The following is a 19,809-nucleotide window of genomic DNA, read 5'->3' as shown; positions in this document are numbered from 1 at the left end:
CCGCATGGCAGCCTAACCCCGGCAGAGGCTCCACTTATCGACGCGGAAACTCTGTTCAGACAACCGGGACCAGCTCTTGGCCCTCAGGCGGGACCGTGTTGCGTAGGCGCCACTTTTATGGTGCTCAGACGGGACTGTGATGTTGCATTCATCACTTTCACAGTCCCACCACAAGGACACTACTCAATTTACCATGTGGTGTGTCTTCCGGTTTAAGCTGGGCTGGATCAACGATGGCCACACCGACTTCGATGCTGCCGACCGCACGCGCCATCACCGCCAATGGGGGAAATGCTCAAAAGCACCGAAGATCGGCGGGCCGAAATCTGTTTATCCTTCGCCAAGCCTCTGTATTCCGCAGCATATGCTCGGCATTGCTGACTGTTGGCATCGCAGTCCCTCCCCACGATGAGAGCCGCGCTTACGTCCGGACAGTACGCCAGATTGCGGGCGGCCTCGGAACATTGTTCCCAACGAGGTGATCGAATAGGACACGACTTCCGTTGTTGGCCCGTGTGAGCCATGCCGGGGCGGTCTGACGATGTCCGTTCACGGGGGTAGACCGGAAGAGAAGGGCACGCGGCCAAAGTGACGCGATTGACCCATCTCGGACTTGAAGGCAGCGCTCTCGGGCTCCGGAGTTGACCGTTTTTCGGACGTTCAGATGGACCGTTTTAGAACTGCCTGACTTTCTGAAGGTCCATCGCTGACGCGCAGCTCGGGCGTATTTATGTGACTTGCCGCCACTTGCCAACTGTGAGGCCACTGCGATCCGCGTGCGCGAGTTCCGTCCAGAAGTCGCGTGAACTGAAGGTAATATGCTTGAGCGGTATGAAAGCATCCCACACAGTGTTGGCACGATCCAGAACATAGAGTAGCTGCCCAACATCGAGCCAGAAAATGTCGATGAGATAAGGGAACAGGTTTGCCAGACCATCTTTTTTCGGTGCCACAAGCGCCATGTCGGTGAGGACAGCTTCTGTGCGGTGGTTGAACGCATCAATGATCTGTTGATGCACCTTGTCCGGGGTGACAAGGACGAGCCTCGCTCCGATCAACGAGCGGATGAGGCTGCTGGAAAGCATCTTGTCGCTCACTGGACCGTAGCTGAGCGGCGAGACCGCAACCTTGAGCGGTCGAAGATCATCAACAGCCTCATCGGGGACAGTGAGCGGAGCGCGCCCCTGCTTGAGGTGAATTTCGTGTCGGACCAGTTGAGACAACATGCGGAGAAAGCTGTCGGAGTAGTCTCGAAAGAATGCGAACATATCGCCCGAGCGCGACTGGCTGGTTAGCATTTTGCCCTTCGTTTCCATGAGCACGATCCGATCCTCGTCCCGTGTCGCCACGTCGAGTTCGTAACGGTGCCGTCCGACTTGATAAGCCTGACGCACAAGGACCGTAGACGCCTTGCCTTGGCACGCGGCTGCAATTGCACGCTCTAGCGTCTCCCCGACCACATCTGCAGCACGCGCCCCAAGTTTCGACCATACGAGTCGAAAGACGAACTCGCATGCCGCTGTCGACAGGAAGGCACGCGGCATGGTGATAGCCTGGTCCCGCCCGCACGCGAACAGGAGTGTGCTATCTTGTGTGCGTTCGCCGGCAGCCAGCGGGTCACCGTAGCGGGAATTGACAGCTTCAGCGGCACCGCCAGTGAGGCGGCGCAGAAGGGGGAGCAATCGTTCGACCTCCGCGCGGGGATGGATCGTTAGTCGATCATCGGCGGACCATTCTAGTAACTGGAGGATCTCCCTAACGAGGGCCCGCACTGCGAAGCCAAGTCGCTCCTCGTCGTCCTGCGTTATCACCGTTGCAAGAGTATCGAAGATTTTGCGCATCGCCTCTGGTGGCATCTGCGGCAAGGAGAAAAACTCTCGCCATAGGGTGGAGGTGACCATCGTGCGGTGAAGTTGAGTGGGGTGGAGGTCCACGCCTTCGAACTGGCTATACCGCTGGCAGTCGTGCGCCGCAGCAAAGTCAGTGGCGAGATCGACCAGAGATTTCCATGCGACCTCTGGCTTGCGGGCACCGCCGGGACGGCCGAGATTGCGCAAAGCCAGCGAGAGCAGCCAACCAACCGGGATCATCGGGCGTTTGGTGTCATGGAGGTTTAAACCGACCTCGCCGAACAGCCATATGCCGTCATGGTGGAAATTGGCATCGCGCAGAAAACGCAAGACCTGCGTGGCCGTTTCGAGACCGCCGAGCACGTCGACGAGCGCCTCGGCACTGTGCACGATCTCGCGGCGGGAAGGTTCAGCAATCTGCGGTCCGTAGGCTCCGACCTCAACCTTGTAACCTCGCTTGCGCAGGCGCAAACATGCTTCTCCAACGACTCTCTCGCGCTCGCGGCCTAAAGGCACCCCTGGAGTGGTGGGGTCAGCAAGGGCCGGTTGTGCGAGAGCCCAGGCAGTGGCTTGCGACCACGCGCGCTGATCGGAGAGAGGGGCACATCGATGATCACGCACATTATCCAAGATAATTTGCGCAGCGGCTGTCGCCGCTTGGGGAGCGTCACCGAGGACTGCTGCGATTTGCAAGGAGCATACGAGACGCCGGACCTCAGAAGGGAATATGCCGTCGTCCTTCGACAAGATGTTGCGTGGTGGTGCTGGTACGATACCCGGCGCGCAGTTCGCCTCAAATGCGTCAAGGAACGCCTTCAGGTCGCTATCTTGAAGCACCGTTTCAGCCTACCACCTTACTAGAGATCACGTAAGCACGATTTTCTCCACGCGCCAGACCCTGCCTTCCGGATTGCTCCGCAAGTGCATGTCAGGCAGCAGGTCAATACATCTCCGGGGAGGCACCTAACGTCAAGTCTGGAAGCGCAGCGGGCGGACGTCGCGCCGCCGCACTCGTAGCGGAAAACAGCAGCACCAAGAGGCCCTCAAATCCAATATTCCCTCTAGGATGCCTTTTGCCGCGCCAAGCTGGATATGCCTACGACCGAAATTCGAGAAGGCCAAGCACACCATCGCCGACGACTGACCGGGGATAATCCCGGTTAAGTTGTATAATCAACCTTGAAGATTGCGTGCCCGGATGCTGTAAGTTTTGCGATGATTGTGCGTCCCTCGTAGAAATGATTGATCGACCATTTCAACGTCAAAGGCGTTCGGTCTAAAGATCGACTTGGTTAGGTTCATCGATGTTGCATAACTGCCCTCCGCCGACGGGCCTGCTCAACCGTTGGCTAACCGGGGCTGCACGGACGAATGGCAATTACGGACACCTGCTATTCGAGCAGATGTTGCCGAGCGATGACTCGGTTGTCGCAGAGTTGCGGCCATATTTCGAATCCGCACACCAGGATGCACGGGAGGTATTTCATCGTGCGGCCAGGATCGACCTACATCCCGATGCCAATGAGCCGGGCGCAAATGCGCAGTACCCTAATTGCCTTCCTGCCACAGCTAAAAAAGGGCTGTTTGGTGAGGTGATGGCGGGGCTGTTCACACAGGCCTATGTGTTCGTTGGCGGGCATCAGTGGTCGATCCCGATCTTCCTATTCCGTTACCATGCTGAGGTCGAAGCCTACATTTTTGATCTTGCGCGCGATCCAGCACGAGTCCGGGAAATCTCGGGCCGGCACGGCAATGATTTCATTGCGCTCGGAATAGACGCTGCAAGCCGCGAAGTAGTGAGATTCATTGCGGGTGAGGCCAAATGGCGCGCCGCACTCACGCCCAGCGTCATGAACGACATGATGCTCGGCAAATGGACAGGTCCGCCTGGCGCCCGAGTCCGAGGCGAAGACGGCGTGTGGAACGAGCTGAATCGGGGATTAGCCGTGCCACAGGGGCTGGAACAAATCCATAGGCTACTTTGTGAAAAGGCCAGGGACCAGTATGCTGAAGCGATATTGTCGCTTGATCGAGTGCTGCTGCTAGCAGGGGCACAACTGCCCCGAACCGATCTTGTATTCGTTGCCGGGAACCGATCGGCCACGCGAGCTAAGGGCGCGACTTTCCTGCCTAATGCCGCCCCACCCCCCGAATATGTCGCGGGACGTCCACTTCAAATCGTCGAACTTGTGGTCGAGAATGGCGTAGATCTTATCGATCAGCTGTACAGTTCGCTTTGGGATACCGCTGATGGCTAGGCTTGACGAACAGCGTCGCGAGCTGGCGATGAACTTCCGCTTCAGTCGCGCTACCCCCAACGAATTGACGCCATCGCAGGCACGATTGTTCGTCCGCAGTTTGCAGACGTCGTGGCAGGTGCCTCCTATTGCTTGGGCGGCAAGAGAATCGCATGAACAGTTCGATGATGCGAGGAGGTTGTTGCACGCTGCCGGGATCTTCCGCGAAACAGACGGATTAGGGTCCCTGACGTCGCTCGACTGCTATCGTCGCGCTGCGGAACTGCTCGAGTGGTTGGCGAGAGCATCGGATGCGGTCACGCGCGATGTGCCTGTCGCCCTGCTTGCCGCAGGCGCCTATCAGCTCGCAGGATTGCCAGCCATGGCAACAGGTCTGCTCCGTCAGGGGCGCTATGGCGGTGGTGTCGCGGAGATCTTTGCGGCCTTTCTCAGCGCGGACTTCGACCTGTTGCTCCGGAAGAGTGTCCAATTCTGGAAAGATAATCCAGCACTCACCGGTCGTGAGGGCTCAGCGGCGCTGCTGGCGGCGGACGAGGATCCTGGCATAGAGAAAGACGAGCCTGCGCGAGATGACGATCATTTCGACGTCGAGCCAGCGCGCGACGGGAGCAAAATTGGGTGGTACGTGGTGGTCGAGTTGGTTCGGGCGGTGGGCTTGATCGGCGACAGCCTCCGCCGTGGCAATGAAGGCCGGCTAACGCAAGCAATCACCAAATTGTCGACCCTTGGCGAATTGACGACGCGCTTATCCAGTGATGAACTCTGGATATTGATCAACCTGCTTGAAGCGACTGCCAGGCGCTTTGCAGCCAACAGCCTTCACAGTCGCGTGGCGGCCCTTGCGATGCGAGCGCCCAATCAGCAAACGCGAATGTGGCGATTCGCGCGCGAGCAGTTTGCACGAGGCCGTGGTGTGCTGTGGACGTCACAGGTCCAGGGGCTCGAACGGCTGATTGCCAACGACAGCTTTGCCCTATGTACGCCGACAGGCTCGGGCAAAACACTCGTTGCCAATCTAGCCCTCGTGAAAGAGCTGCTGTTGGCTAACGTGCAGCCTGGCCATGCGCCGCTGGCACTCTATCTCGTTCCCTCCCGGGCCCTGGCGAACGAAGTGGAATCGAAGCTGATCGCAGAGCTTGGTAACGACTTAATTGTGACTGGACTTTATGGTGGCACCGATTGGGGGATCACGGACTATTGGCTCACTGCAGATAGACCGGTCGTACTCATAGCGACCGTCGAAAAGGCCGAAGCATTGATGCGTTATGTCGGTCATCTGCTTGTGCAGCGACTGCGACTTCTCTTGATCGATGAGGCGCACCAGGTCGTCAGCGAAAGCGACGCCAACGCTCAGGAGGCGCTGGCTTCACACACCAGCCGCTCAATGCGGCTTGAGGCGATGGTCTCGCGCCTGCTCACGATCAAGCCGGACGTCTCTCGGATTGCACTAACCGCGGTCGCAGGTGGTGCCGCCATTCCCGTCGCTCGTTGGATGGAAGGTCGCGCTGACGCGTCACCGGTTGGCTTAGGCTACCGCAGCAGTCGTCAGCTGATTGGAGGGCTTCGGGTCGACCCGCGTCGTGCGCCAGAGGCTGTGCTCGACATCATGAATGGCCAGACACTATACGTTCGGGGGCGAGATGCACCCGTGTATCTCCCGTTGCGAATTCCAGTGATGCCTCTCCCTGCCGCTGTCATTCGGAATAGCTTGCCTCACTACAATCAACTTTATGTTCTGTGGACGGCGCTGCACCTGATAGAGGGTAAAAGGAGGGTGTTGATATCGATCGCTCAATCACCGGAGCGTCTGATGAAGAGATACGCGGAGGCCTTCGACCTACCGGGTTGGCAGAATGCGCCAAGCTTTGTTACACCGGCGAGTTCAGAGGATGTAGCGCGGTTGCAGGAGGCCCGAGCTGCCTGCATCGACTATTGCGGCGCCGATTCCTTTGAAGTGCGGTTACTCGATCGCGGCATCGCGACGAGTCACGGTCAAATGCCACAACGCCTTCGAAGGTTGTTGACCGATCTAATTGATCGCAAGATCTGTCCGATTACGCTTGCCACGGCAACCCTGACTGAGGGAGTCAATCTTCCCTTCGATATAATATTTGTTATCAGCCTACAAAGGCGCAGCTTTGATACACAAACGGGGCAGCCCGTCGTCGTACCAATGTCGACCGCGGAGTTCCGTAATTTGGCCGGGCGCGCGGGTCGGCCAGGTGCGGCCGAATCCATAGAAGGCATGACGCTCGTGATGCTTCCCGAGGCTGTGTCGACCACCGCTCCAGGACAGCGTGCAGAACAATCTAGGCAGGTTCAACGAACCGCACAGGACTACGGCGATCTTCTCGGCCGCCTTCAGGCAGAGGACGATGGCGGCGCGGTCAATAGCCCGCTTGTTATTCTGCTGCGTTCGATTGCTCAAAGGGCCTCGGTTCAGTTCGGGCTTAGGAGCGAGGAGCAGTTTCTATCGTGGTTGGAAGCAACGCTCCCGGAAGGCGCAGGGGCCAATCTTGGCGGCGCATCCCGAACACCCGCTGATCAGCTTGGAGACAGTCTCGACGAGCTTGACGGATTTCTTCTTGCCGCGACCGAGGAGCTAAGAGGTGTCGAATTCGCGGCTATGGATGGCGCGCGTGCGGAGACTGTTATGCGAGACCTATGGCAGCGCACATTCGCCAAGGTTACGGCAGCGGAGGAGGCGTGGCTAGAGCGGAGCTTCGTCAAGCGCGGTCGAGCCTTTGTGGAACGGCTCTACCCTAACCAGGAGCAGCGGAAACGCCTCTACCAATACGGCTTCACACCGTACATAGGTCGCCGCTTTGAATTGGTGGCACCCCAACTGGTAGACGAGTTAAAAGGAGCGTCTGAGTATGGCGCTTGGACGGCTGAACGACGTTTCGAATTGGTGGTGCAACTCGGAGAGCGCATTCGTGCCGAGCCCGGGATTGGCTTCCGCGTACGCAATACTGCCGGAGACCAATTGTTGCTCGCAAATTGGCGCGGCATTATCGGATGGTGGATGCAGCTGCCAAGGGCAGTCGCTCCAAGTGCCGAGCTATTGCGGTCATGGCAGCGATTCGTGACAGAGAATATTGAGTTTAAACTGGGAGTCGCTGTGGGCGCGGCTGTCGCGGGCGCATGGGGCGCAAATGCGGGAATTCTAGCAACACCTACACTAGAGACATGGCGTGCAACGAGTGGCCTGCCGTGGGTGGCGTTCTGGTTCCGGGAATTGTTGCGTTGGGGGACACTTGATCCGTTCGTCGCGTTTGCGCTCTCGCAAGGAATCGCGCGGACCCGTGAGGAAGCAGCCAATCAACGTGGCGCCTTCGAAACATGGATTGCTCAAGAGGGGCTCGGTAGAAACGCCGAGACGCTGATTGACCCGCAGAGGTTCCTCGCGTGGCAAAGATCTTTGATTGAGCAGAGAGATGCAGCCGATACGGTAAAGGGAGTTGCAGCACAACTTACCACGGTCGACGGTCGACGCGCATTTTACGAAGTATGCCCGGTCATTCACAACGATGGCGTCGATTGGATTGACGCTGCCGGGTATTCCGTCGCTCGCTCCGCCTACTCTGCTGCGCTGCTGACCAGTCATCCCGAACAACACGATTATTTGGTCACACGTCTGCCAGCAGCCGAAGTAGTAAGAACTTTTTGAATTGAAATTTATGGCCGACAGGTGCGTGGCCTGACTACTAGGGTCGAATCGATCGTTGATGGTTGCTTGGTGATCTTACTACATTGTTGGTCCCTCAGGATGCGGGAAGACAATCCTGGCGAAGAAAATCACGTCTGCGTTTTGCGCGTGACGGCGGGATCTGCGCTTTCTTCGCTGTGATGGATGTCGGTCGTGCGTGGGCAGCGGCTCGCCGGATGCGGTAGCCGCCGCAAAGGCCTGATTGCCACCGACGGGCTTCGCGGCGGGACAATATGGCGAGCCGGAGCTGCTGCGTCGGCTGGCTGCGAGCACCCGCTTGCTAGACTAGGGCTGGGCCTGGAGACGAACCCAAGATTAGTGGTAGTGAACGAGACAGCCGCGGCGAGAAGCCCTCGGCCGTTATGAAGATAATTTCGTGATAAGGATGGATAAGGACGACGAGACGCCCGATGCCAACACTATCAAAGCCAAAGCACGAAATTATCGCCAACGCCCTTGCGTCAGGGATGAGCCAAGCGGATGCCTACCGGGCGGCTGGTTACGTCTATAAACCAGCGAATGCGAGTAGGCTCTGCAGGACTCCATCCATCGAAGCACGAGTTCGAGAGATCATAAGCGAGCGCGCCAACAGCGAGGCCAAGGCACGAGAAATCGGGATAGCACGAGCTGCTCTTACGGAAGAGTGGATCATTGTCCGGCTGAAGCATGTAATTGATTTGTCGATCCGCGGGCTCCCCCTATGTGACCGGAGTGGCGATCCGACCGGGACCTTCAAGCCCGATTTGGGTGCTGCCATAAGTGGGTTGAAGCTGGCGGCGAAGATTGCGGGACTTCTCGTACACCGACATGAGATTAACGAGCCTGGAGTATTCGCGCGAATGACGGATACAGAGCTGAATCGAGCCTTATCCGAACAGTTCAGAGCGCTCGGTCTGTCCGAGCGTTCATTGGTGGAGATTCAGGCATCCGTTTTTGGTGAATGATCGGCAAATCGAAAGGCGTGCGGCGGTTCAGATTGGAGCGTGACGCACTCCATCACCGAGTATTGAAAGCGGAAGTGCTGAGGTGCTGAGCGACGGACCGGCGACATTATGGCAGCCTCATTGAGTGTCCTGTGGTGGCGCCCTCTAGGCAGGTCGCGTGCATTAGAAATGAGCGACGGGCGGGGCTCCCATAGGCCATAGAACCGGGATTGGGTCGCTAGCAAAAGAATGGGCGACCGCGCCCAGACCTTAGCCCTTAAACTCAGCGAACGTTCAACAGACCGGGTTTGAAGCAACGCGCAGCGCTCTCTTGGGAGCGGCCTCCTCGTCCTCTCAGAACCTGCGATGGGTGAGACCAAGCACCCAGCAAAATCGGATGAGCCCGCGACCCCAGACTAATGCGACTTGCAAGCATCTCATCCCGTTGCTGGTTGGCTTGGGCGTCCTTGTCCTCACCCTGGACGGTGAAGCCGAATGGCCGCTTGCGACGTTGAATGGGCGCTGCGAGGCACGGTGCCGCTTCACGTCGCGCACGCGCTCGCGGATCGGATCGCGCTCATTCTGGGTTACCGCGGAGAGGATGGTGAAGACCACCGGTTCCGACAAAACGTCACCTCTTTTGCCGCATGGGCGAGAAACGGCAACATTATCAATGCGCTGCCGGGTTGGCGCTGCGGGGGGCGCCGCTCAGCGCTCTCCGCCAATTGAACTATGGACTTCCCGCCCTCCGAAGTTGTAAGAGAGCGTATTCTTCGAGCAGATTTACAGTTTGGGGGCTACATGACTGAGAAATCAAAACTTGTGCTTTCACTTGGCACGGCGCTGGCATCGCTCGCCGGAATGTCGGTTCAGGGCGCGGAGGCCAAGACTGCAGTTGCCAACGATAAAACCGCGGTAGCGGCCGAAAACACCGGCACTAAGCCTAAGGCAAATGCCTATTATCAGGCGGGGGAAGACCTTCTCGGGTTCGTCATGACGAAGCAGGCCGACGGCACCATCGTCGCGGGACATAGCTCCCACGCGTCGCATGCCTCACATGCCTCTCATGCCTCCAGCCGCTAAGCTTCCTGCTGCGTCTCAGGTCGAGGTAGCTGTTGATTTCGATTCAAGCATCCAAAGCCTGAGCGCTTTGGATGCGGCAGCCTATCGTCTGATTGGGTCGGCGACGTGCCAGGTTGACCGGGCAGGCGACCGCTATATTTGCCGCTTAGTTTCTTCTGGCAATCCGCAAAAAGGAGCCGTGCTCAGTTCAGACGATCTGAAGGAGCGGTTTCTGTACCTTGTCGCCGACGAAAACTTGCGGGTTCGCGTCGCTGAAAAAACCGATGGCGTTCGGAATGTCATCCTCGCACTTGCCTTCGGGGCCCTGGCCAGTAACCAAAATAATGCCGGATAGAGTTCTGCCGGAGGACCATGGCGCGGTTTTTATCTCCTGAGACCTTCAGAGCGGCAACCGAAGATCTATCGTTGTTGCCGTTCAATTTTGAGCGCACCGGCGCGAACCAGTATCTCGTCGCGAACATGATCGGCGATTTCATCCGCCTGACGGAGGATGAACTGAGCAGGCTTGTCGACCTTCGGGTCCGACCCGGCGACGGCCTCTACGAAAAGGCCTATGCCGCTCATCTCGTCACCGGAGCGAACCAGAAGGCGCAACGGCAGCTTTTGGCCGCGCGGCTGAGAAGCCGGATGTCGTTCCTGCAGCAGACGACCCCGCTTCATATTTTCGTCGTGACGCTGCGGTGCGAACACTCTTGCCCATATTGCCAGGTCTCCCGTCAAAGTACCGACCGTTCACGCTTCGACATGAGCGAAGAAACCGCGATGCGTGCGCTCGACATCGCGTTCGCGAGCCCGGCGGCACGGATCAAGATCGAGTTCCAGGGTGGGGAGCCACTTCTCAATTTTCCGTTGATCAGGAAGATTGTTGCCGCTGCGAAGCAACGGTCCGGAAAGAAGCTTGACTTCGTGATCGCGTCGAACTTGGCCTTATTGGATGACGCCGTTCTCGAGTTTTGCAAAGCGAACAACGTCCTGCTCTCCACTTCCCTGGACGGTCCCTCCGATCTGCACAACAAGAACCGTCCCCGACCCGGTGCCAACAGTCATGAACTAGCTGTCGCTGGAATCCGGCGGGCCAGGGAGATTCTAGGTCCCGACATGATCGGGGCCTTGATGACTACCACGGAGGCGAGCCTCGACCGCGTCGATGAAATCATCGAAGAATATCTCCAACTTGGGCTGGATGGCATCTTCCTGCGCCCACTTTCTCCGTTCGGCTTTGCGATCAAAACGAAGCAGTTCGCCAAGTACGACGCGCAGAAGTGGCTTGCGTTCTATGAGCGAGGATTGCGCCGCGTTCTAGAGATCAACCGACAGGGCACCCCGTTCCGGGAGTTCTATGCGGCGCTGCTTCTCACACGGATGTTTTCGGACCGACCCATCGGCTACGTTGATTTGCGCAGCCCCGCGGGCGCCGGCCTTGGCGCGCTGGTCTACAACTATGACGGCAGTGTTTTCGCTTCGGATGAAGGCAGGATGCTGGCCGAGACCGGTGACGACGCTTTCCGGCTCGGTCACGTCGAACACGACAACTACAATTCGCTCATCCTGTCGGACAAGCTGATCGGCGCGATTTCGTCGTCGCTTACGCAGTGCGCGCCCGAATGCTCGACCTGCGTGTATGAGAGCCACTGCGGGGCGGACCCCGTCTATCATCACGCGACGCAGGGTGATGCCCTGGGAATCAAGCCTCTGTCGGCATTTTGCGCTCGGCAAAAAGGCATCATGGGGCTGCTTTTGGACATTATGGAGAACTGTCCGGAAGATGCTGCCATCTTGCGACGATGGGCCACTGCATGACTCTCCCTCTCTATGGCACAGCCTCGCAGAGTGATGGATTTTCATCGAACAAGGCCCGATCAGCCATCAGGCTCCGGTCGATCGACAGCAACGCCGAACGTCACGTGGCTGATTTCGCGCTCGCCAGAACGCCGGACGAAGTCCAGCGCGCAATAGAAGCCGATTGGCCATCCATCCTTGTCATATCCGACAGCCCGATTGATCTATTCGGCACGTTCAAAGGACGGCTCGTCGCCGTCCCCCCGAAATATGACTATCTCGCGGACGGAGACATCATCGGGCTCGATCATGTGTCGAGGAAATTCCGTACGCTGTATCGCCGGAATTCGGCGCACAACTCGTTTCTTGTCACGGAACGGTGCAACAATTATTGCCTGATGTGCTCGCAACCACCGAAAGATGTCGATGACCGGTGGATCCTGAGCGAAATCAAAGAAAGCCTGCCGCTCGTCGACCCGGCGACCCGCGCGCTGACGTTCACCGGCGGAGAGACCCTGTCGGATTGGGAAGACTTCATGGTCGTCCTGAAGGAGTGCCGCGATCGGCTGCCGGCAACTGCCATACAGGTGCTGACCAACGGCCGGCCGTTCGCCGACTCGCGGATCGTCGACGCCTGGAAAGAGATCGGCCACCCGAACCTGATGGCGGCCATTCCGGTCTATGCCGCCGTCGATCATGTCCATGATCACGTGGTGCAGGCCAAGGGTGCGTTCGACGAGACAATTCTAGGCATCCTAAAGCTCAAGGACCGAGGACAACGGGTCGAAATCCGTGTCGTCCTGCATGCATTGACCGCGCCGATCATCGAGGACACGGGTAGGTGGATTGCCCGCAATCTGCCGTTCGTCGACCACGTTGCGTTGATGGGCCTTGAAAACACGGGCTTTGCAATTGCAAACGATGCCATGCTCTGGATGGATCCGGTGGACTATGGAGACGGACTCGCGAAGGCCGTCGATCACTTGAGCGCCGCTGGGGTCAACGTGTCGGTGTACAACCTCCCCAAGTGTGTTCTTCCAAAATCTGTTTGGCCGCACGCGCTCCAGTCGATCTCGGACTGGAAAAACGGCTTCGTGGAAGAATGCATTCGCTGCGACGAGAAGAACACTTGCAGCGGCTTTTTTACGACTGGGCGCCCGCGGTTTAGCCGCGGCATACGCGCGATCACTTCCCAGCGAGACAAACTGAACGCCTTGGTGGATTAGTAGGCCATGAAGCCAGGAGAACGAACATGAAGATCGGCATTGGTCTCATCGCTGCTGCGGTTGTATGCGGCATCTCCTCAGCTCCCGTACATGTGCGAGAAGGAAGCGATCGCCGGCGAGAACAGGGCGTCAAAGACTGAAAAGCATCCGTGATTTAGGGCGTGTTCCCCATAAACTCCAGCGGCATGGTGCGAAGGCAGTGTCCGCTTTGCCCCTTTTTAGCGGCTGGAAGATCGCTATGTTGAGCAATGTAATCTTTGCACCGAGAAGCCCCGCTGCAGCGGATTTTGCACCTAAGGTCGACCTCGGCACAGTCGCGTGATTGCCGCGATACATTGAGCTATCTCCAATGAAATTCTTATCTCTTCTGCTTCTTGCTCAAATCTTCATTGCCCTCGAAATGGTGCCATCGCGTGCAGAAGAGACGAGGAGACTTCAGTGCGCGAACCAGGACCCATCTAACTCGAAGGTTTATCGTATAATCCAGTACGTTGGGAGCGATCAAAAGTTCGGGGCAAGTTGGGGAGAAGAAGTTAGAGAAGGGCAATATGCATCTTGCGGCTTCACCGACGGGCGCAAATTTTTGCTGACCGACATGAATTTGTACGTCGATAGGTCGGGCGTAGCCGATAAGAGTGTCACGGTGTACCGAGGCACGGGAAACCATTGCTCAGAAGGAAAATTGCTGATCTTCAACGACCGCACGAACGCGGTCATGGTTTTGAGGGTTTATGATTTTAGTGCAGAGAAGTACCAATGCTCAAGCCGGTAGGCGTTTCGGTGGCCGCTGCCGTTCTTCTCGCTGCAGCCTCACAGTCTTCACGAGCTTCTTTCAGTTGCACGGACGAAAAGAGCCTCACGGTTTGCCAGCCTGAAGATGACCTAGTCACGAGCAGTCCGAAGGACCGGCTAAGACAGTCACGACTATTGTTCGAAGAGAACAACTGCTTGGCTGGAGAGATAATTGCATCGGGCCAGTCCGATTGGAACGCGCCACCTTATGCTGGCGAAATTCATCTCGTTGTTCGGTATGAGTGTAAAATCGGTGACACAGGGCTGCAATCGGCCGAAGGTAAGAAGCAGCGAACTAGAGAGAGCGTTAGTGCCAGGTACGACTTTGCGTGCGCACTTAGAGAGTACAAATACTTTGCCAGCGGCTTCGACTACTTCAATGATGGCAGCCGCAGTCATTGGGATAGCCAAGGCTCGTCAAAACCCATTCCTTGGCAGAAGCTATACTCCGGTGCCATGGGTGCTCATTTAGACTCGCTCTTCAAGATTTGGTGCGAGTGATAGCGCAAGCGAATCCGACGCGGGGGGCGGCGGCGCTCCACCAACGTGAGCGGACCGGCGGATATCACGCGCGAGCCTGAGTCGGGGACGAGAAGGGTTTTCATTCATGCCAAAGCTATGCCCAAATGCGGAGCATCGGCGATCTCAGCGCCGGCACCCGCTCAATAGGAAAGCTGGTCCAGCAAACCGCCAGTTGACTGCCGGTTCTCAATGGCTTGAGCATCGGGTTGCTGCGGCACGTCGTTTTTCAGCCCATCAGCTTGGTGAGCAGCCCGGTGATGCTCGTCGTCGAGTCGAGGATGGCACTTCGCAAATGGTGGACATGAAGCCCGGCAGGAAGAGTTTATTTTCGCCCTAGCTTGATGAGGTCCTGACAGCCTGTTGCGTCGATGATGAAGCAAAGGCTCCTCCAGAGGGGCGCTTGCGCGCATCGAACGGGAAGACAATTCGGTTACCCAGCCCGCAGGCCAGTGATCCGGTATGTCCAGGAGCGCTTCGCCGTCGAGACAGGGGGAAGATTTTCAAAGCGGATTGCATACGAACTGAAGGAGCGTAACTGCTTCGGCGGGACTGACACTGACGCCGAGGCGTCCTTCTGACCGACAACGCGACAAATAACTTCCCGACAGTCCGTGAGGGTTACTTGGAAGAAAATAGTGGCCAAGGCGTTGTTGGAATCGTTCGCGACAGTCCCGCTTAGGACAAAGTCGCTCATCCCGTAGCTGGCCGGTCCGAGCTTTACATCGGTCAATGTGAGGTCGGCTTCCTTGATCGCCGTAGCGGCGTAGTACTCTTGAGCTTGCTGTGCTTTCTTCCGCTGTTCAGCATCCTTGTTGGCGTTTTCAATGAGCAGCCAGATCCCGCCCCCGATCAAGAGAAGTGCGGCGATCACAAAGTTTCGAAACGCCGGAGAGGCAACCATCATTGTTATGATGGCGCCAACGACGAGCAGACCGATGAGAAAGTGAAACACCTTTGACGCCTCCCCCAAAGGCGACAGCTGCTTACCCAGTGCTTACCCAAGCAGGTCCGCAGAAGTGCAGTTTTAATCTAAGCTGCTGATTCTACTGGCGCACCCGACACGATTCGAACGTGTGACCTTTGCCTTCGGAGGGCAACGCTCTATCCAGCTGAGCTACGGGTGCTAGTCGAGGTTCATTTAGCCGATTGGCGGGGGGCGGGCAACCGCTAGGTTCGCCTGTGGTGGCTCGGTCGGATGGTTGCGGCGCCCTCCTCGGGCAAAGGTCACACGTTCGAATCGTGTCGGGTGCGCAGCGAAAGCACGTGCCGAACGTGCCGCGGCTGTGGCGCGCCCCCTCGGATAGACTGTCAAACTCACTCAAAGCGATCTACGGTGCATCCCCTATTTAGGATTAATGAACCTTGGGGATGATATGGGCAGTCGTTGGGCTAGTGGCGGCCTGTCTGGAAGCCGGGATGTATTCAAGGCGTTGCACAATGGTCTCACTGTTGGCTTGATCGCCACCCCAGCCCATGAGTTGAATACTTGCACACCTCACGAGCTCATCTCGGAGGTATTACGGCGCAACCCCGAGGACTTCGACTTCCTCCCGGTTGTTGATGAAACGCATCGCTTTGTTGGGATGTTCCACGCCGCTGCTCACAGAAGCCGATGCACCTTGAGCACGGTGTGGCAGTGCTATGTTCCTCTGTCCGAGGACCTGCTGCTGGGAGCGGATGCAAGCATCCTGGATTTTGTTCTAGATGCGGACGAAAAGCAGTGCCGTTTGGTAATCTCAGGAACTAAGGTCGTCGGATTAGTGAGTTTGTCCGACTTGCAAAGACTTCCGGTCAGGGCCGCCCTATTCGCCCTGATCACCGGATTAGAGATGACGATGACCGATCTGATCCGAGCGAGACATCCGAAAAGCGAAGATTGGATGAAGCTTCTGACGAGCCTCCGGCAGGCGAAAATTGAGGAAGAACGCAAGAAAGCAAAGTCCGAAGACGGCTATGTTGACACGCTTCTCTTTTCCCAATTCTGCGACAAACGCGATATTTTAACGCAGAGTCTGCCCGAACCGGAGCAGAGCGCGTTGAGTGCCGCGCTTACAGATATCGAAGACCTAAGAAACAAGGTGGCTCACGCAAACGAATAGCCGACGGAAAGTTGTTCGCGTTGATCAGAAGTTCGGCGGTCTCAATCTGTCGAATGGGTATCATCTTGCGGAGCACATCAAAAACCGCCATCGGACACATCTTATCTTTAAGAAGGTCCACAACCTCTTCGCATATCCCCTCAACCAATGTTGCCTTTCGGATCAGGCTGCGGATGTTGATGTCCAACGCTTTTGCAATCTTTTCCTTCGGAACGTTGCGTTCAATTGCCTTTGCGATCATCCTTTGCTCTTGAATGGCTGATAGGCGGCTTATCCGCTTATTGTAGGTAAAAGCCTCATCATCGGTGGAAATCAGGCACTCAACCTCCTGCCGACCCAAGTCCTTCAGGACTTCAATGCGAAGGTGTCCGTCTAGGAGGAGAAAGGCGCTGGGATTCAGCTTGTCTCGGCACACGACTGGTGGTTCGACGAGCCCGATCTCCCCGATGGAACAAGCTATTTGATGATACTTGTGGCTAGCTTTTACGGTCTTTCCAATTGCCCGGACCGGAAGAATGCAGCTAATGGCAAGGACCAGAGTGTCAGAACTAAAAGCTTGGGAAACTCCATTGAAAGCGTCAACGCTGACAAATCGGTTCATGGGGTTGCCCTCGCCGCTAGTCTCTCTTCTAAGAATGCAGGCATAGACGCTAGCTCTTCAGCATGAAGTAGCCGCACAAAATCCTTGTCGTCGCGAAGCGCTCGAATGGCCTCGACTACAAACAAGAGCCGGCTTTGCGTCACCTCAGCCTTTTTGATCAAAAGCCGCTGCCGATCAGCTTCTCGTTTGTATACCCGGATCATAGCTTCGCTCGTGAGAGGCCGTTTCGGTGGGTCCCGCCGTCCGTAATTATGCGAACGCAAGTGCTTGCTGCGCCTTCGTTGGTCAAGCAGGCGACGAACAGCAACGAGCTTTCGTCCCCGCAATTTCTTTTCGGAATATGCTTGGGTGAGTGCGCGTTGCACATCATCATCGTCGGACTTAGCGATTTCGATCGCCATATTGAGAGGAATAATCCCCATCTCTACTGCGTTTACCAGGCGCTCTTCGCCGTTGGCCAGCAGGGTGCTGATCATCCTGATGTAATCAACAGTAACACCAATCTTAGTCGCGATCTCTCGATCCCCGTAGCCGCGTTCACGAAGTGTGCTGATGTCTTCAAGTAGGTCAATCGCGCGGTGATGGCGGCGCGCACAGTTCTCGACCAAGCTCATGACGAGGCAGTCGCTCTCTTCGGCATGGACAATTATAGCCGGGATTTCTGCTTGGCCCAGCTGTGTAAAGGCTTCTATTCGGCCTTGACCGCAGACCAAGTCGAAGCTGTAACCATCGTCTTCGGATTGTCTAGGGCTGACAGTAATCGGTCGCTTCAAGCCGACCTGCGCGATACTCGAAACTATCTCGCGGAAGTTTCGTTGACTTCTCGCTCGCGGATTGAGTATGCGAATCTGGTCTATCGGAATGACTTTTAACTCTCGCTTGGCGATGGCTCCTTTGGTCGTGAAATCATTCATGCGGCTTCTCCGAATGAACAGCGGCGGCCCAAGGAATAAAGAAAGTCCAATGTCTCGAACCGATATGCATCTAACGCTAGGGGATTGTCTTGGCTCAATCCCATCCGCGGTATCGTGCAGTCGATGCTCGGAAAAACGTAATAGTCGAGAGCTTCCGTGTTGAAAGTATCCAGGCGGACCGCAATTGTCAGGTCTGGCAGAAGCCCGGTATCGAGACGTATGTGCCACCGGTATCCTGCTCCGTAGGCCGAAGCGCGAGCGATCACGAGTGCTGCACTGAACTCATCGTTGATGTTCAGTAACTGATTGTCATCGTTGCGCTCGACCTTGCCGCCTGAGAATTCGAAGCCAGCAATCACCTCGTTTAGAATACGGGGGTAAGCATCCCGAATAGCACGGTTGGTTTCTATGTAGGAGTAGTCTCGGTCTGGTGCGTATCCAATCAAGCCATAAGCACGGATCAAACTTCCGAACCGCCGCCGATAGACGCTAGAGGATGGCATGTCCTCACGTTCGTCTATGATGATCCCGGATAGGTAACCTTCATCCTTGAGCGCGTGCTGAAGGAGCGTGAGGAGCTCTTCGTCCGAGTAGTGAGAGCTTCGTGCGTCAATTATGGCCCGTGCTCGGTCAAAGACGGCGCGAGACACCAGTGCTGGATATGCGGAATCGGCGCGCACCCAAGCGTCAGGGCGGTTTCTTACTCTCTTCTGCTTTAGCTTGAACGAGACGCGATTGAAGACGTTGTTTCCAACATACTTTTCGTTGGTCAAGATCTGATGAATGGAGGATCGCGTCCAGGGAGTCCCGCGGTCCGTGACCAGCCCCCTACCGTTCAGTCTTGATGCAATCTCCTTCTCTGGCAAACCGTGCTCGATGAACATTGAGTAGATTTCATGAACCTGTTGGACTTCTTCGGCTGGACCTAACGTAAGCACCACTCGGTCGGTCTGAAGGCTCTTCCGGTCACCGCGGCCGAGCTCTCCCTTGGGCGTCCTGCGCTCATCAACAAGCTGGCGCCTAAGACCATAACCTGCTGGCCCGCCTTGTCTGAAGCCGAGCTCGATTAAGCGGCATTGGCCAGCAAAGACTTTGACAGACAGCTCGCGACTATACTCGCCGGCCATGACACGTTTGACGCTCTTGAGCAGGACTGAGCCAATACTACCATCGTTATCAAACTGCTCTCCGCAGTAGTGAACCCGTATCCCAGCTCGGGAACAAACATATTCGTAATAAGCACCTTCGTCGGCATCTTGGAAGCGTCCCCATCGGCTGACGTCATAAACCAATATGGCCGCAAAGGTGGCAGAGCCGTTCTGAACCTTTTGCATCAAACGCTGAAGGCCATCACGACCGTCAACTGTCAAACCGCTCCGGCCGGAATCTTCGAAGATTTCAGATACCTGGAATCCTCGTTGCTCCGCATAGCGCCGAATGACATTGAGCTGGTTCTCGGTTGAATACTTTTGGTGGTCAGTTGACATGCGGACATACGCGGCTGCGAGATGCTCGCTATCCAGCTCTTGGTCAATTCGGAAGCGGCCGCCACCTCGAGCTTTCAAAACGCACCTTCATCAAATAGCTTACTTTCTGCTATCGATTAGCAGCTTCATCTGATCATAAAGCAGGGGAGCGGAATGTCGTTTCCAAAGAAGGGCAAGTTGTTTCCACCTCTGTCCGTGACAGAACAAACTGGCCGACGGGTGGAATCGCAGATCTTCGCGGCCAATGTGGCGTCTGCCCTCAATGAGGCGCTAGGGCAGACTACGGCGCATGTGAAGATTGTTGCGTCGTGGACCGGCGCTAATGAGCGAACCGTCAAAAACTGGTTTGCAGGAAATTATGGACCGAGCGGAGACCATCTCGTAAATCTGATGAAGCATTGCGATCCGGTCTTTGGTGCAGTTCTTGAGATGGCTGGTCGGCCCGAGCTGCTTCTCGCTCTCGAGCTTAACGACATCAAGGGACGAGTGAATGAACTCACGACGCTTCTGCGGAGGCGAAAAGCCAGCGGATTGTGATGATGCTCACAGTAGCTGAGAATCTGAAA

General features: G+C 56.6%; 17 protein-coding genes and 1 tRNA gene. 12 read left to right on the top strand and 6 right to left on the bottom strand.

What is annotated here, in order from left to right:
* Positions 1–728: 728 nt before the first annotated feature.
* Positions 729–2,321 (bottom strand): hypothetical protein, encoded by a 1,593-nt coding sequence (locus tag QSV46_RS35665; protein WP_314962801.1) that lies wholly within the window; start codon positions 2,319–2,321, stop codon positions 729–731.
* A 932-nt stretch (positions 2,322–3,253) separates the two neighbouring features.
* On the opposite strand from QSV46_RS35665, the gene QSV46_RS35660 reads away from it, so the two are divergent.
* The 10 genes from QSV46_RS35660 (at position 3,254) to QSV46_RS35620 (ending at position 13,600) form a co-directional block, all read left to right on the top strand.
* Positions 3,254–4,108, top strand: a complete 855-nt coding sequence (locus tag QSV46_RS35660; RefSeq protein WP_314962799.1) for an aminotransferase — start codon at positions 3,254–3,256, stop codon at positions 4,106–4,108.
* A gap of 28 nt (positions 4,109–4,136) precedes the next feature.
* The gene (locus tag QSV46_RS35655) at positions 4,137–7,778 is read left to right on the top strand and encodes a DEAD/DEAH box helicase (RefSeq protein ID WP_314962798.1); all 3,642 of its coding nucleotides are present in this window, start codon (positions 4,137–4,139) and stop codon (positions 7,776–7,778) included.
* A gap of 82 nt (positions 7,779–7,860) precedes the next feature.
* On the top strand, positions 7,861–7,929 hold the full coding sequence (locus QSV46_RS41505) for a hypothetical protein (RefSeq protein ID WP_409997252.1): 69 nt from the start codon (positions 7,861–7,863) through the stop codon (positions 7,927–7,929).
* A gap of 298 nt (positions 7,930–8,227) precedes the next feature.
* A complete protein-coding gene (locus QSV46_RS35650; protein ID WP_314962796.1) occupies positions 8,228–8,761 on the top strand; it encodes a hypothetical protein in 534 nt (177 codons plus the stop codon).
* Positions 8,762–9,235: 474 nt separating this feature from the next.
* Complete coding sequence (locus tag QSV46_RS35645; protein WP_314962793.1) at positions 9,236–9,469, top strand: hypothetical protein; 234 nt, start codon at positions 9,236–9,238, stop codon at positions 9,467–9,469.
* A gap of 72 nt (positions 9,470–9,541) precedes the next feature.
* On the top strand, positions 9,542–9,823 hold the full coding sequence (hxsA2, locus tag QSV46_RS35640) for a His-Xaa-Ser repeat protein HxsA2 (RefSeq protein ID WP_314962791.1): 282 nt from the start codon (positions 9,542–9,544) through the stop codon (positions 9,821–9,823).
* A complete protein-coding gene (locus QSV46_RS35635) occupies positions 9,798–10,157 on the top strand; it encodes a hypothetical protein (RefSeq protein WP_314962789.1) in 360 nt (119 codons plus the stop codon). Before hxsA2 ends, QSV46_RS35635 begins: the two co-directional genes overlap by 26 nt.
* Before the next feature lie 17 nt (positions 10,158–10,174).
* A complete protein-coding gene (gene hxsB, locus QSV46_RS35630) occupies positions 10,175–11,623 on the top strand; it encodes a His-Xaa-Ser system radical SAM maturase HxsB (protein WP_314962786.1) in 1,449 nt (482 codons plus the stop codon).
* Entirely contained in the window at positions 11,620–12,828 is a 1,209-nt protein-coding gene (gene hxsC, locus QSV46_RS35625; RefSeq protein WP_314962783.1) for a His-Xaa-Ser system radical SAM maturase HxsC, read from the top strand. The genes hxsB and hxsC overlap by 4 nt, the downstream gene beginning before the upstream one ends.
* A 349-nt stretch (positions 12,829–13,177) precedes the next feature.
* Positions 13,178–13,600, top strand: a complete 423-nt coding sequence (locus tag QSV46_RS35620; RefSeq protein ID WP_314962780.1) for a hypothetical protein — start codon at positions 13,178–13,180, stop codon at positions 13,598–13,600.
* A 972-nt stretch (positions 13,601–14,572) separates the two neighbouring features.
* Here the strand turns inward: QSV46_RS35620 and QSV46_RS35615 are convergent.
* Together QSV46_RS35615 and QSV46_RS35610 are read right to left on the bottom strand one after the other, a co-directional pair.
* Entirely contained in the window at positions 14,573–15,094 is a 522-nt protein-coding gene (locus QSV46_RS35615) for a hypothetical protein (RefSeq protein ID WP_314962778.1), read from the bottom strand.
* Positions 15,095–15,189: 95 nt separating this feature from the next.
* Positions 15,190–15,266, bottom strand: a tRNA-Arg gene (locus tag QSV46_RS35610).
* Between the two features lie 231 nt (positions 15,267–15,497).
* Between QSV46_RS35610 and QSV46_RS35605 the strand changes: the two genes are divergently transcribed.
* The gene (locus QSV46_RS35605; protein WP_314962776.1) at positions 15,498–16,241 is read left to right on the top strand and encodes a hypothetical protein; all 744 of its coding nucleotides are present in this window, start codon (positions 15,498–15,500) and stop codon (positions 16,239–16,241) included.
* Here the strand turns inward: QSV46_RS35605 and QSV46_RS35600 are convergent.
* Genes QSV46_RS35600 through QSV46_RS35590 form a run of 3 tightly spaced genes read right to left on the bottom strand, consistent with a single transcriptional unit; the run spans position 16,192 to position 19,321 of the window.
* A complete protein-coding gene (locus QSV46_RS35600) occupies positions 16,192–16,842 on the bottom strand; it encodes a plasmid partitioning protein RepB C-terminal domain-containing protein (RefSeq protein ID WP_314962773.1) in 651 nt (216 codons plus the stop codon). The genes QSV46_RS35605 and QSV46_RS35600 overlap by 50 nt on opposite strands.
* Positions 16,839–17,756 (bottom strand): plasmid partitioning protein RepB C-terminal domain-containing protein, encoded by a 918-nt coding sequence (locus QSV46_RS35595; protein ID WP_314962770.1) that lies wholly within the window; start codon positions 17,754–17,756, stop codon positions 16,839–16,841. Before QSV46_RS35595 ends, QSV46_RS35600 begins: the two co-directional genes overlap by 4 nt.
* Positions 17,753–19,321: a recombinase family protein gene (locus tag QSV46_RS35590; RefSeq protein WP_314962768.1), complete on the bottom strand. Its 1,569-nt coding sequence runs from the start codon at positions 19,319–19,321 to the stop codon at positions 17,753–17,755. Before QSV46_RS35590 ends, QSV46_RS35595 begins: the two co-directional genes overlap by 4 nt.
* Before the next feature lie 75 nt (positions 19,322–19,396).
* Between QSV46_RS35590 and QSV46_RS35585 the strand changes: the two genes are divergently transcribed.
* On the top strand, positions 19,397–19,780 hold the full coding sequence (locus QSV46_RS35585) for a hypothetical protein (protein ID WP_314962765.1): 384 nt from the start codon (positions 19,397–19,399) through the stop codon (positions 19,778–19,780).
* The last annotated feature ends 29 nt before the right edge of the window (positions 19,781–19,809 follow it).

The sequence above is a fragment of the Bradyrhizobium cosmicum genome (genome assembly GCF_032290525.1).
GTDB classification, from domain to species: domain Bacteria; phylum Pseudomonadota; class Alphaproteobacteria; order Rhizobiales; family Xanthobacteraceae; genus Bradyrhizobium; species Bradyrhizobium cosmicum_A.
The sequence above is the reverse complement of the archived record's forward strand: the minus strand, read 5'-3'. Positions and strand labels throughout refer to the sequence as shown.